The sequence below is a fragment of the Pseudomonas protegens genome (assembly GCF_013407925.2).
In the GTDB taxonomy this organism is placed as follows: domain Bacteria; phylum Pseudomonadota; class Gammaproteobacteria; order Pseudomonadales; family Pseudomonadaceae; genus Aquipseudomonas; species Aquipseudomonas fluorescens_AP.
Genome location: NZ_CP060201.1, coordinates 2,742,344 through 2,756,476, shown reverse-complemented (window position 1 = coordinate 2,756,476; position 14,133 = coordinate 2,742,344). Strand labels below are relative to the sequence as shown.

The window sequence follows — 14,133 nt, the reverse complement described above, 5'->3', positions numbered from 1 at the left end:
AGGCTTTTGGATTTCCAGAGAAAGGAATGAATTAGGCGTCAGGGCATTCAAGGTAATCAGGGACCGACCCACGCAGCAGGAAAAGCGGAAAAAAAACGCTGGGCATTATAAGCATTTTCCGCCGAGAGCGTCATTTGCCCGTCTGTCAAGGTGTGGCGATTGAACGCGGTGCTGCTCCTGGGGTTCGTAAGTCACGGATAGTCAAAGGGAATTGATGTGCTTGGAGTCTTCAGCAGAAAGCCGGGTTCCCTATTGGGGATCGATATCGGCGCCACGTCGGTCAGGCTCCTGGCCTTGAGCCGGGAGGGTCGGGGCTATCGGGTCGAGGCGTATGCCCGGCAAGACCTGGCCCCCGACTCATTTCTCGAGTCGGGTGGGGTCGACCCCGAGGCGCAGGCCATGGCCTTGTCCCGGGCCTGGCGCGCCAGCGGCAGTCGTCTCAAGGCGGCCGCGGTGGCGGTGCCCGGTGAAGCGGTGATCAGCAAATTGATCGAGATGCCGGCGGAGCTGGATGAAGCCGAGCTGGAGTGCCAGCTCAGTCTGGAAGCGGGCCAATACATTCCCTACCCCCTGGACGAGGTGGCCACCGACTTTGAGGTGCAGGGCAGGGTGCCGGGCAATCCCCGGCGGGTCCAGGTGTTGCTGGTGGCCTGTCGTCACGAGACGGTCGAGGCCCTGGAGGTGCTGCTGGCCCGGGCCGGTCTGACGCCGCAGGTGGTGGAGAGCGCGCCCCTGGCCCTGGAGCGTTGCCTGGCGCTGTTGACGGCGCAGAGCCCGGTGGCCGCGCAGTCTGCGGTGGCGTTGTTGGACATCGGCTCGGGCGTGAGCGGTTTCAGTGTCATGCGCGACCAGCGAATCATTTACCGCCGCGAGCAGCTGTTCGGTAGCCGACAGCTGGCCCAGGTCCTTGAGCAGCGTTTCTCGCTGACCCTGGATCAGGCGCTGCGAGCCGAGTGCCAGGGAGCTTTGTCGCCTGCCTGTATCGAGCAGGCGCTGCGGCCCTTTGAGCAGGACGTGCTGCAGAACGTCCAGCGTGCCTTGCAACTGTTCGCCGAGTCGCCACAGCGGCAACCGGTGCAGTTGCTGCTACTGGCTGGCGAGGGCAGTCGCCTTGCCGGGCTGGAGCGGCGGATCGAACAGCAACTGGGAATAGCCACGACCCTTGCCAATCCGTTCGTCGGCATGAGCGTCGGGCCTCGGGTCGATGCCCAGGCACTCGCCGAGCAGGCGCCGGAGCTGTTGCTGGCTTGCGGGCTGGCCCTGAGGGGATTCGACTGATGGCCCGGATCAACTTTCTTCCCTGGCGGGAAACCGCGCGGGCACAGCAACACCGACGCTTTCTGCAGGTATTGGCGGCCATCATGCTGCTGGGGTGGTCGCTGGTGCTGCTGGCCGCTGCCGGCATCGAGCGGATGAGTGCCCGCCAGCAGGCCCGCAACCAGTACCTGGAGCAAGCGAACGCGGGCCTGGATCGGCAGATCACCGATGTTCGCCAGCTCAAGGTTCAGCGCCAGCAATTGCTTGAGCGCATGAGGGTTATCGAGGACCTGCAAGGCAGCCGCCCGACCCGGGTGCGGGTTTTCCAGGAGCTGGCCCGCAGCGTGCCCGATGGCCTGCATTTCACCGAAGCCGATCTGCATGGGCAGAGCTTGAGTCTCAGTGGGGTGGCTCAGGCCAATGGCCGGATTTCCGACTTGCTGCGCAATCTGCAAGCGACCGCAGTTTTTGCCGCTCCCAGCCTGGCCGAAGTGAAAAAGGCCAGCGAGGCGCAACCGCAGCCGAGCAACCGGTTTCGGCTCAGTGTCGGGTTGCTGCCGTTACTGCCTGAGGAGGCGAAGCGATGAATCCGGGCGGTTGGCTGGCACAGTTGCGTGGCACCGATCTGCGAGAGCTGGAGCTGAGCAGCCTCGGCTCCTGGCCGACGCCGCTGAAGACGCTGGCGGCGGCTTTGCTTCTGCTGGTGGTCCTGGCAACGGGCTACGGCCTGTACCTGAGCCCTCATCTGCGGCAACTGCAGCAGGTGCGTCACGAAGAAACCCGTCTCAAGCAGCAGTTCGCTATCAAGGCCCGGCAAGTGGCCAATCTCGAGCTTTATCGGGAGCAACTCGCGTCCCTGCGCAACAGCTTCGAGCAGTTGCTGCGTCAGTTGCCCAGCGATAGCGAGGTCCCGGGGTTGCTTGAAGACATCAGTCGCCTGGGCTTGGGCAGCGGCCTGGTGTTCGAGGCGATCAAGCTGCAACCGGAAGTACCGCGGCCGTTTTATGTCGAGCTGCCGATTCAGATCACGGTGACTGGGGGCTATCACGATCTGGCGACCTTCGTCAGCGGCGTCGCCGGCCTGCCACGAATCGTCACCTTGCATGACTTTCAGCTCAGGCCCCTGGAGTCGGGTGATCCTGCGCGACTGCGCTTGAGCATCGAGGCGCGAACCTACAGGTACGACCGCCCGGAACCGCGATCATGAAGGCCTGGCGCTGGCTGATGTGTGCTGGCTTGGTTCTTGGCTTGTGCGGGTGTGAGGGGACCGCAGATTTCGCTGGAGCGCAGGCTTATATGAACCAGATGCGCCGGCAAGCGCCGGAGCCGATTGAACCGCTGCCGGTTGTCCGCTCCTACCCCGCGTTCACCTATGACGCCAGCGGGTTGCGCAGCCCGTTCCAGCCTCCGCAGAGCGTCGAACCAGTCGCGCGTCGGCGGGGCGAGCGCGCGGTCCGCCCCGATCCACAGCGAGCCCGGCAGTACCTGGAGGGCTTTGATATCGAGCAGTTGCAGATGGTCGGAACCTTGTCCAGCGCCAGAGCAAGCTTGGCTCTGTTGCGCAGCGCCGAGGGTGTCCACCCTTTGCAGGTTGGCGATTACCTGGGGCGAAGCGAAGGTCGGATCGTGGCGATCAGCGAGTCCCGGGTGGAAGTGGTGGAAATTGTTGGCGATGGCGCGGGAGGCTGGCAGGAACGGCCACGGACGCTGCTGCTGAAAAAACACTCTTAGGTGGAATCTGCACAATGAACAGGACTGTTTCAGCCATCGGTGTGGCGCTAGGGATGGCGCTGCTGGCACCGCTGGTCGGCGCCGCGGAGCTCACGACCACTGCGGTGGCTAAGGCGGCTCGGGTCTCCGCGGCGCTTCAGGCAGGGGACGCAACCCCGCCACACTCTGTTGGCGGTGCTGTGGCCGGTGCTGCTTATGGGGGCGCCAGGCTTTCGTTGAACTTTCAGGACATCGAAGTGCGTTCGGTGCTGCAACTGATCGCCGACTTCACGGGCCTCAACCTGGTGGCCAGCGACACGGTGCAAGGCAGCATTACCCTGCGCCTGCAGAGCGTGCCCTGGGATCAGGCCCTGGACCTGGTGCTCAAGACCAAGGGCCTGGACAAGCGCCAGGTGGGTGATGTCTTGCTGGTGGCCCCGGCGGATGAAATGGCCGCCCGTGAACGCCAGGAGCTGGAGTCGCAGAGGCAGTTGCAGGACCTGGCGCCGCTGCGCCGGGAGCTGCTGCAGGTCAACTACGCCAAGGCTGCGGACATCGCCAAGCTGTTCCATTCGGTGACCGGCGCCGAGGACCGGGCCGGCGAGCGGGGCTCGATCACCGTGGACGAGCGCACCAACAACATCATTGCCTACCAGACCCAGGAACGCCTCGACGAGCTGCGGCGCATCGTTGGCCAGCTGGACGTTGCGGTGCGCCAGGTGATGGTCGAGGCCAACCTCGATTACAACAAGAGCCTGGGAGTGCGCTGGGGCGGTTCGCTGCCCAACAGGGGCAACTGGCACGCCTCCGGGGTGCAGGGTGGCGGCTCATCGGCCGTCGAGGCGCCGGGCACTAGCAACGCGCCGTTCGTCGACCTCGGGGCTGTGGCCAATACCTCGGGCATCGGCATCGCCTACATCACCGACAACGTGCTGCTGGATCTGGAGCTGAGCGCCATGGAGAAGACCGGCAATGGCGAGATCGTCTCCCAGCCCAGGGTGGTCACCTCCGACAAGGAGACCGCGAGGATCCTCAAGGGCACCGAGATTCCCTATCAGGAAGCCAGTTCCAGTGGCGCCACGTCCGTGTCGTTCCGGGAGGCCTCGCTGTCCCTTGAGGTGACGCCGCAGATCACCCCCGACAACCGCATCATCATGGAGGTCAAGGTCACCAAGGACGAGCCGGACTACCTGAACAAGGTCCAGGATGTGCCGCCGATCAAGAAGAACGAGGTCAATGCCAAGGTCCTGGTCCGTGACGGCGAAACCATTGTCATTGGCGGGGTTTTTTCCAATACCCAGAGCAAGGTTGTAGATAAAGTGCCATTTCTTGGCGATGTGCCGTATCTTGGCCGCCTTTTCCGGCGTGACGTGGTGTCGGAGAAAAAATCCGAGCTGCTGGTATTTCTCACTCCGCGTATCATGAACAACCAGGCGATTGCTGTGAGTCGTTGATTCTGTGCGAAATTTGATTCTTGTTGGGCCGATGGGGGCTGGAAAAAGCACCATAGGCCGCTTACTGGCCAAAGAGCTGCGCCTGCCATTCAAAGATTCCGATAAGGAAATTGAACTGCGCACAGGCGCGAACATCCCGTGGATCTTCGATAAGGAAGGCGAGCCGGGCTTTCGCGATCGCGAGCAGGCAATGATCGCCGAACTCTGCGGCACCGACGGCGTGGTCCTGGCCACCGGTGGTGGCGCGGTCATGCGTGAAGCCAATCGTCGGGCGCTGCATGCCGGCGGACGAGTGGTCTACCTGCACGCCTCGGTGGAGCAACAGGTCGGCCGGACTGCCCGGGACCGCAATCGTCCCTTGCTGCGCACCGCCGATCCGGCCAAGACCCTGCGCGATCTGCTGGAAGTCCGCGATCCGCTTTATCGGGAAATCGCCGATCTGGTGGTGGAAACCGATGAGCGGCCCCCACGAATGGTGGTGCTGGACATCCTCGAGCGCCTGCAGCAGTTGCCGCCCCGTTAATGCGCCGAGCGAAATGCGCTATTCTCGGCGGCGCGCCATGACCGCCAGGGTGTGGCGCAGAGCTATCGGGCAGCGTCAGAAGACCTGACGAGGCCCATCGTCAATACAAGGCACAACGCCTGCTTCCATCTTCACTGTGGGGACACATGCAGACACTTAAGGTCGATCTAGGCGAGCGCAGCTACCCGATTCACATTGGTGAAGGACTGTTGGACCAGCCCGAGCTGCTGGTGCCACATATCGCCGGGCGGCAAGTGGCGATCATTTCCAATGAGACGGTCGCGCCGCTGTACCTTGAGCGCCTGACCCGCAGCCTGGGGCAATACTCGGTGATCTCGGTGGTCCTGCCCGATGGCGAGGCGCACAAGAACTGGGAAACCCTGCAGTTGATCTTCGATGGCCTGCTGACCGCGCGCCATGATCGGCGCACGACCATCATCGCTCTGGGTGGCGGGGTGATCGGTGACATGGCGGGCTTTGCCGCCGCCTGCTATCAGCGCGGTGTGGACTTCATCCAGATCCCGACCACCCTGCTGTCCCAGGTGGACTCTTCGGTGGGCGGCAAGACCGGTATCAACCACCCGCTGGGCAAGAACATGGTCGGCGCCTTCTATCAGCCCAACGTGGTGCTGATCGACACCGCCAGCCTCAATACCCTGCCCAGCCGCGAACTGTCGGCGGGCCTGGCGGAGGTGATCAAGTACGGCCTGATCTGCGACGAACCCTTCCTGACCTGGCTGGAAGAGAACGTCGACCGCCTGCGGGCCCTGGACCAGCAGGCACTGACTTACGCCATCGAACGCTCCTGTGCGGCCAAGGCCGCCGTGGTGGGTGCCGACGAACGTGAATCGGGGGTGCGCGCCACCCTCAACCTGGGCCACACCTTCGGCCACGCCATCGAAACCCATATGGGCTACGGTGTCTGGCTGCATGGCGAGGCGGTTGCTGCGGGCACCGTCATGGCCCTGGAAATGTCCGCGCGCCTGGGCTGGATCACCCACCAGGAGCGTGACCGCGGTATTCGCCTGTTCCAGCGCGCGGGCCTGCCGGTCATCCCGCCTGAAGAGATGACCGAAGCGGATTTTCTCGAACACATGGCAATTGACAAGAAAGTGATCGACGGTCGTTTGCGTCTGGTGCTGTTGCGCCGCATGGGCGAAGCCGTAGTGACCGACGATTATCCGAAAGAGGTTTTACAGGCCACGCTGGGAGCGGATTACCGCGCCCTGGCTCAGCTTAAAGGTTAATAAGATCCCGATGACTAGTTTGCACGCCGACGAGGCTTTCCTCGGCCATTACCAGTTGAGCCATGATCCTTTCGCTCCCCGGGTTCCTGGCTTCAAATTCTTTCCTGCCCAACGCAAGCCCGTGTTGGGGCAGTTGCATCACCTGGCTCGCTATAGCCAGTTGTTGCTGGTGGTTACCGGTCCCCAGGGCAGCGGCAAGACCCTGCTGCGCCAGGCGCTGGTCGCCAGCACCAACAAGCAGTCGGTACAGAGCGTGGTGGTTTCCGCCCGTGGTGCCGGCGATGCCGCCGGCGTATTGCGCCAGGTAGCCCAGGCGCTGAATGTGGCCCAGGCCGAGATCGGCGCGATTCTGGCCCAGGTGGTGCAACTGGCCCTGACCGGCCAGGAAGTCTATCTGCTGGTGGATGACGCCGAGCAGCTCGACGAGTCGGCGCTCGAGGCGCTGCTGGCCCTGGCGGCGGGGGCTCCGGAAGGCCGCCCTCACGTCTTCCTGTTCGGCGAGTCGTCGCTGATCGCGACCCTGGATCAGTTGAGCACCGAGGAAGAACGCTTCCACGTCATCGAGCTGCAGCCCTATACCGAAGAAGAAACCCGTGAATATCTGGCCCAGCGCCTCGAAGGCGCGGGTCAGGGCATCGAACTTTTCTCCGCAGATCAGATCAGTGATATTCACGAAAGCTCCGATGGCTGGCCGGGCAACATCAACCAGGTCGCCAGGGATGCAATGATCGAAGCCATGATCGCCAGCCGCTCCGCGGTCAAGCGTCCAAGTATGGGGTTCAACATGCCGAAGAAACACGTATTGGCCATTTCCGCTGTGGTAGTGGTGGCCTTGGCTGCCGCCTGGCTGATGCCGGGGCGCAGCAAGGCACCGACCAGCGGTACGCCGACCAATGAGCAGGCGCAGTTGCCCTTGGGGCAGACGCCGACGCCAAATGCCAATGGCAGTCCATCCGTGGAGTTCGCCGGCTCATCCCAGCCGATGCCTCTGCCGTTGGTCGGCCAGTCGCAGCCAGTGATGCGTGGTCCTCTGGCGGAAGCCGCGGGCGGCATTACCGAGGGGGATGACGGGGTTCCGGTGGAAGGTTCCAGCGCGGTTCCGCCCACCGTGACCACCACCGCGCCACCTGCTGGCGCCGTGGCTGGTCCGGCACCGACTCCGGCAGCGCGGCCAACCCCGGCGCCGACCCAGGTCGCCACCGCCAAGCCGACACCAGCGCCCAAGCCGGTGGAGAAACCGGTTGCCGCCAAGCCTGCTCCAGCCGCCAAGCCAGCGGAGAAGCCGGCCACCGTGGCCAAGGCCGCCGGTGGCAGCTGGTACGCCGGTCAAGCGCCAGGCAACTACGTGGTGCAGATCCTCGGTACCAGCTCGGAAGCCACCGCGCAGAATTTCGTCAAGGAGCAGGGCGGCGAGTACCGCTACTTCAAGAAAGTCCTCAACGGCAAGCCGCTGTATGTGATTACCTACGGCAACTTCGCAAGCCGCGACGCCGCGGTCAGCGCCATCAAATCCTTGCCAGCGAAGGTTCAGGCTGGTAAACCTTGGCCTCGCACTGTCGCTAGCGTTCAACAAGAACTGGCAACAACTCGCTGAAGATTCGGCGGCCTTACCCAGGCCGCCTCTCCCGGCAACCTCAAATTTCCGCATCGGCATGCTGCCTTACAGGCCGCGTGCCTTGTGGTGTCTGCGTCACAGTAGTTTTTGAGTCGCGGCAGTCAAAAGCAAAACTTTTTGACTAGCACAGCATATCGCTTTAAAACGTTCATAAATGCGACATAAATTTGCGATGAATCGTCGCTTAATTTGTGGGCCTTTGTGTCGGTGTGTACAATGACCTCCCTTTTGCCCCCGCAAAGTCGGCGTACGTTCGACGTGGATGGTAAGTGGTTGAATTGAAAAGAAATTTGTCTCGATAAGAGGCAGCCTGGTGAGAAAGTGTCTATGAAAGCAGGTCTGTACCAACCAGATGAATTTAAGGACAACTGTGGTTTCGGCCTGATAGCCCATATGCAGGGCGAACCCAGTCATACCCTGTTGAAAACGGCCATTGAGGCCCTGACCTGCATGACCCACCGCGGTGGGATCAACGCGGACGGCAAGACCGGCGACGGTTGCGGTCTGCTGATGCAAAAGCCCGACCTGTTCCTGCGCGCCGTCGCCAAGGAGCACTTCGGCACCGACCTGCCCAAGCAATATGCCGTGGGCATGGTGTTCTTCAACCAGGATCCGGCCAAGGCCGAAGCCGCTCGCGAAAACATGAACCGCGAGATCCTGGCCGCCGGCCTGCAACTGGTGGGCTGGCGCAAAGTGCCGATCGATACCAGCGTGCTCGGGCGTCTGGCCCTGGAGCGCCTGCCGCAGATCGAGCAGGTGTTCATCGGTGGCGAAGGCCTGAGCGATCAGGATTTCGCCGTCAAGCTGTTCAGTTCCCGTCGTCGCTCCTCGGTCGCCAACGCTGCCGACACCGACCACTACATCTGCAGCTTTTCCCACAAGACCATCATCTATAAAGGCCTGATGATGCCGGCGGACCTCGCCGCCTTCTATCCGGACCTGGGTGATCCGCGCCTGCAGACCGCGATCTGCGTGTTCCACCAGCGCTTCTCCACCAACACCCTGCCGAAATGGCCGCTGGCCCAGCCATTCCGCTTCCTCGCCCACAACGGCGAGATCAACACCATCACCGGCAACCGCAACTGGGCCCAGGCCCGGCGCACCAAGTTCAGCAACGATCTGATGGATCTGGAAGAACTCGGGCCGCTGGTCAACCGCGTGGGTTCCGACTCTTCGAGCATGGACAACATGCTCGAGCTGATGGTCACCGGCGGCATCGACCTGTTCCGTGGCGTGCGCATGATCATTCCGCCAGCGTGGCAGAACGTCGAAACCATGGACCCGGATCTGCGGGCGTTCTACGAATACAACTCCATGCACATGGAGCCCTGGGACGGCCCGGCCGGCGTGGTCATGACCGACGGCCGCTACGCCGTCTGCCTGCTGGACCGCAACGGCCTGCGTCCGGCCCGCTGGGTCACCACCAAGAACGGTTTCATCACCCTGGCTTCGGAGATCGGCGTCTGGAACTACCAGCCCGAAGACGTGATCGCCAAGGGCCGGGTCGGTCCGGGGCAGATCTTTGCCGTGGACACCGAAACCGGGCAGATCCTCGACACCGACGCCATCGACAACCGCCTGAAGTCGCGCCATCCGTACAAGCAATGGCTGCGCAAGAACGCCCTGCGCATCCAGGCCACCATGGAAGACAACGACCACGGTTCGGCCTTCTACGACGTCGACCAGCTCAAGCAGTACATGAAGATGTACCAGGTCACTTTCGAAGAACGTGACCAGGTCCTGCGTCCGCTGGGCGAGCAGGGCTACGAAGCGGTGGGTTCGATGGGCGACGACACGCCGATGGCGGTGCTGTCGCAGCGCGTGCGCACTCCTTACGACTACTTCCGCCAGCAGTTCGCCCAGGTCACCAACCCGCCGATCGACCCGCTGCGCGAAGCCATCGTCATGTCCCTGGAGATCTGCCTCGGTGCCGAGCGCAACATCTTCCAGGAATCGCCCGAGCACGCCTCGCGGGTGATCCTCAGCTCGCCGGTGATCTCCCCGGCCAAGTGGCGCTCGCTGATGAACCTCGACCGCCCGGGCTTCGAGCGGCAGATCATCGACCTCAACTACGACGAAAGCGTCGGTCTGGAAGCGGCGATCCGCAACGTCGCCGATCAGGCAGAAGAGGCCGTGCGCGCCGGTCGTACCCAGATCGTCCTCAGCGACCGCCATATCGCGCCGGGCAAGCTGCCGATCCATGCGTCCCTGGCCACGGGCGCGGTGCACCACCGCCTGACCGAAAAAGGCCTGCGTTGCGACTCCAACATCCTGGTGGAAACCGCCACCGCTCGTGACCCGCATCACTTCGCGGTGCTCATCGGTTTCGGCGCTTCGGCGGTCTATCCGTTCCTGGCCTACGAAGTGCTGGGCGACCTGATCCGTACCGGTGAAGTGCTGGGCGACCTCTACGAGGTGTTCAAGAACTACCGCAAGGGCATCACCAAGGGCCTGCTGAAGATCCTGTCGAAGATGGGCATCTCCACCATCGCCTCCTACCGTGGCGCGCAGCTGTTCGAAGCCATCGGCCTGTCCGAGGAAGTCTGCAACCTGAGCTTCCGTGGCGTGCCGAGCCGGATCAAGGGCGCACGTTTCGTCGACCTCGAAGCCGAACAGAAAGCCCTGGCGGCCGAAGCCTGGAGTCCGCGCAAGCCGATCCAGCAAGGCGGCCTGCTGAAGTTCGTCCACGGTGGCGAATACCACGCCTACAACCCGGACGTGGTCAACACCCTGCAAGCCGCCGTGCAGCAGGGCGACTACGCCAAGTTCAAGGAATACACCGCGCTGGTGGATAACCGCCCGGTGTCGATGATCCGCGACCTGTTCCAGGTGAAGACCCTGGACACGCCGATGGACATCAGCGAAGTGGAGCCCCTGGAATCGATCCTCAAGCGCTTCGACTCCGCCGGCATCTCCCTCGGCGCCTTGTCGCCCGAGGCCCACGAAGCCCTGGCCGAAGCCATGAACCGCCTTGGCGCGCGTTCCAACTCCGGTGAAGGCGGCGAAGACCCGGCGCGCTACGGCACCATCAAGAGCTCGAAGATCAAGCAAGTGGCCACCGGCCGTTTCGGTGTGACCCCGGAGTACCTGGTCAACGCCGAAGTGCTGCAGATCAAAGTCGCCCAGGGCGCCAAGCCCGGCGAAGGCGGCCAGCTGCCCGGCGGCAAGGTCAACGGCCTGATTGCCAAGCTGCGTTACGCCGTGCCCGGCGTGACCCTGATCTCGCCACCGCCGCACCACGACATCTATTCCATCGAAGACTTGTCGCAACTGATCTTCGACCTCAAGCAGGTCAACCCGCAGGCCCTGGTCTCGGTGAAGCTGGTGGCGGAAGCCGGTGTCGGCACCATCGCCGCCGGTGTGGCCAAGGCCTATGCCGACCTGATCACCATTTCCGGCTACGACGGCGGCACCGGCGCTTCGCCGCTGACCTCGATCAAGTACGCCGGCGCGCCGTGGGAACTGGGCCTGGCGGAAACCCACCAGACCCTGCGCGGCAACGACCTGCGTGGCAAGGTCCGGGTGCAGACCGACGGCGGCCTGAAAACCGGCCTCGACGTGATCAAGGCGGCCATCCTCGGCGCCGAAAGCTTCGGCTTCGGCACCGCGCCGATGATCGCCCTGGGTTGCAAGTACCTGCGCATCTGCCACCTGAACAACTGCGCCACCGGCGTCGCCACCCAGAACGAGAAGCTGCGCAAGGATCACTACATCGGCACCGTCGACATGGTGGTGAACTTCTTCACCTACGTCGCCGAGGAAACCCGTGAGTGGCTGGCCAAGCTCGGCGTGCGCTCCCTGGAGGAACTGATCGGTCGCACCGATCTGCTGCAGGTGCTGGAAGGCCAGACGGCCAAGCAGCACCACCTGGACCTGACCCCGTTGCTGGGCAGCGACCATATCCCGGCGGACAAGCCGCAGTTCTGCCAGGTGGACCGCAACCCGCCGTTCGACCAGGGCCTGCTGGCCGAAAAAATGGTCGACATGGCGCGCTCGGCGATCAACGACAAGAGCGGCGCCGAGTTCGACCTGGACATCTGCAACTGCGACCGTTCCATCGGCGCGCGGATCTCCGGCGAGATCGCCCGGCTCCACGGCAACCAGGGCATGGCCCAGGCGCCGATCACCTTCCGCTTCAAGGGCACTGCGGGCCAGAGCTTCGGCGTATGGAACGCCGGCGGCCTGAACCTGTACCTGGAAGGCGATGCCAACGACTACGTGGGCAAGGGCATGACCGGCGGCAAACTGGTCATCGTTCCGCCCAAGGGCAGCGTCTACAAGACCCAGGACAGCGCCATTATCGGCAACACCTGCCTGTACGGCGCCACTGGCGGCAAGCTGTTCGCCGCCGGCACCGCGGGCGAGCGTTTCGCCGTGCGTAACTCCGGTGCCCACACCGTGGTGGAAGGCACTGGCGATCACTGCTGCGAGTACATGACCGGTGGTTTCGTCTGCGTCCTGGGCAAGACCGGTTACAACTTCGGCTCAGGCATGACCGGCGGTTTCGCCTACGTGCTCGACCAGGACAACACCTTCGTTGACCGGGTCAACCACGAACTGGTGGAAATCCAGCGGATCAGCGGCGAAGCGATGGAAGCCTATCGCAGCCACCTGCAAAACGTGCTGAACGAGTACGTCGCGGAAACCGACAGCGAGTGGGGGCGTGAACTGGCCGAGAACCTCGACGACTACCTGCGTCGATTCTGGCTGGTCAAACCCAAGGCAGCGAACCTGAAATCGCTGCTCACCAGCACCCGTGCCAGTCCGCAATAAAGCAGCTGCAAGTGGCAAGCCTCAAGCTGCAAGTGAAGCGGTTCGAGGTTTGCCGGGCATACGTGATCGACTTGCGGCTTGCAGCCTAGAGCTTGCAGCTGCTGTATAGAGGTTTTGAAAAATGGCTGAACGTCTGAATAACGACTTCCAGTTCATCGATGTCGGGCGCAAGGATCCGAAGAAGAAACTGTTGCGTCAGCGCAAGAAAGAGTTCGTGGAGATCTATGAACCGTTCAAACCCCAGCAATCGGCCGACCAGGCCCACCGCTGCCTGGGGTGTGGCAACCCGTACTGCGAATGGAAGTGCCCGGTGCACAACTTCATTCCCAACTGGCTCAAGCTGGTGGCCGAGGGCAATATCCTCGCCGCCGCCGAGCTGTCGCACCAGACCAACACCCTGCCGGAAGTCTGCGGCCGGGTCTGCCCGCAGGATCGTCTGTGCGAGGGTGCCTGCACCCTCAACGACGGCTTTGGCGCGGTGACCATCGGTTCGGTGGAGAAGTACATCACCGACACCGCCTTCGCCATGGGCTGGCGCCCGGACATGTCCAAGGTCAAGCCCACCGGCAAGCGCGTGGCGATCATCGGCGCGGGCCCGGCGGGCCTGGGCTGCGCCGACGTGCTGGTGCGGGGCGGCGTGACCCCGGTGGTGTTCGACAAGAACCCGGAAATCGGCGGCCTGCTGACCTTCGGCATCCCCGAGTTCAAGCTGGAAAAGACCGTGCTGAGCAATCGTCGCGAAGTCTTCAGCGGCATGGGCATCGAGTTCCGCCTCAACACCGAGGTGGGCAAGGACGTGACCATGGAGCAACTGCTCGCCGAATACGATGCGGTGTTCATGGGCATGGGCACCTACACCTACATGAAGGGCGGCTTTGCCGGCGAGGACCTGCCGGGGGTGTACGACGCCCTCGACTTCCTGATCGCCAACGTCAACCGCAACCTGGGCTTTGAAAAGTCGCCGGAAGACTTCGTCGACATGAAGGGCAAGAAGGTGGTGGTACTGGGCGGTGGCGACACCGCGATGGACTGCAACCGCACCTCGATCCGCCAGGGCGCCAAGTCGGTGACCTGCGCCTATCGTCGTGACGAAGCCAACATGCCCGGCTCGCGCAAAGAGGTGAAGAACGCCAAGGAAGAAGGCGTGAAATTCCTCTACAACCGCCAGCCGATCGCCATCGTCGGTGAAGACAAGGTCGAAGGCGTGAAGGTGGTCGAGACCCGTCTCGGCGAACCGGACGCCCGTGGCCGCCGCAGCCCCGAGCCGATCCCCGGTTCCGAAGAGATCATCCCGGCCGACGCCGTGGTCATCGCCTTCGGCTTCCGCCCGAGCCCGGCGCCGTGGTTCGAGCAGTTCCAGATCCAGACCGACAGCCAGGGCCGCGTCGTGGCGCCGGAGCAAGGCCAGTACAAGCACCAGACCAGCAACCCGAAGATCTTCGCCGGTGGCGACATGGTGCGCGGTTCTGATCTTGTGGTGACGGCGATCTTCGAAGGGCGTAACGCCGCCGAAGGCATCCTCGACTACCTGGGCGTCTGACCGCTACCCCGTGT

At 63.3% G+C, this 14,133-nt stretch carries 9 protein-coding genes and 1 pseudogene; all 10 read left to right on the top strand.

The genetic code is table 11. The features are described 5' to 3' along the window. The first annotated feature begins 216 nt into the window (after nt 1–216). The 10 genes and pseudogenes from pilM to GGI48_RS12670 all read left to right on the top strand — a co-directional run bounded on the left by pilM (nt 217) and on the right by GGI48_RS12670 (nt 14,119). A complete protein-coding gene (pilM, locus tag GGI48_RS12715; RefSeq protein WP_179598575.1) occupies nt 217–1,278 on the top strand; it encodes a type IV pilus assembly protein PilM in 1,062 nt (353 codons plus the stop codon). After that, a complete protein-coding gene (locus GGI48_RS12710) occupies nt 1,278–1,844 on the top strand; it encodes a PilN domain-containing protein (protein ID WP_179598573.1) in 567 nt (188 codons plus the stop codon). The genes pilM and GGI48_RS12710 overlap by 1 nt, the downstream gene beginning before the upstream one ends. After that, nucleotides 1,841–2,464: a type 4a pilus biogenesis protein PilO gene (locus GGI48_RS12705; protein ID WP_179598571.1), complete on the top strand. Its 624-nt coding sequence runs from the start codon at nt 1,841–1,843 to the stop codon at nt 2,462–2,464. Before GGI48_RS12710 ends, GGI48_RS12705 begins: the two co-directional genes overlap by 4 nt. Next, nucleotides 2,461–2,988 carry a pilus assembly protein PilP gene (locus tag GGI48_RS12700; protein ID WP_179598569.1) on the top strand — a complete coding sequence of 176 codons (528 nt, stop codon included), beginning with the start codon at nt 2,461–2,463 and terminating at the stop codon, nt 2,986–2,988. Before GGI48_RS12705 ends, GGI48_RS12700 begins: the two co-directional genes overlap by 4 nt. A 191-nt stretch (nt 2,989–3,179) precedes the next feature. Beyond that, nucleotides 3,180–4,421 (top strand): annotated as a pseudogene (locus GGI48_RS12695) (type IV pilus secretin PilQ); the annotation flags it as partial. 4 nt (nt 4,422–4,425) lie between these two features. Next, nucleotides 4,426–4,944, top strand: a complete 519-nt coding sequence (gene aroK, locus GGI48_RS12690; RefSeq protein ID WP_016966152.1) for a shikimate kinase AroK — start codon at nt 4,426–4,428, stop codon at nt 4,942–4,944. Between the two features lie 146 nt (nt 4,945–5,090). Continuing rightward, on the top strand, nt 5,091–6,191 hold the full coding sequence (gene aroB, locus GGI48_RS12685; RefSeq protein WP_016966153.1) for a 3-dehydroquinate synthase: 1,101 nt from the start codon (nt 5,091–5,093) through the stop codon (nt 6,189–6,191). 10 nt (nt 6,192–6,201) lie between these two features. Continuing rightward, a complete protein-coding gene (locus GGI48_RS12680; RefSeq protein WP_016966154.1) occupies nt 6,202–7,785 on the top strand; it encodes an SPOR domain-containing protein in 1,584 nt (527 codons plus the stop codon). Nucleotides 7,786–8,133: 348 nt separating this feature from the next. Further along, nucleotides 8,134–12,579 (top strand): glutamate synthase large subunit, encoded by a 4,446-nt coding sequence (gltB, locus tag GGI48_RS12675; protein ID WP_047301201.1) that lies wholly within the window; start codon nt 8,134–8,136, stop codon nt 12,577–12,579. A 121-nt stretch (nt 12,580–12,700) separates the two neighbouring features. After that, nucleotides 12,701–14,119: an FAD-dependent oxidoreductase gene (locus GGI48_RS12670; protein ID WP_016966156.1), complete on the top strand. Its 1,419-nt coding sequence runs from the start codon at nt 12,701–12,703 to the stop codon at nt 14,117–14,119. The last annotated feature ends 14 nt before the right edge of the window (nt 14,120–14,133 follow it).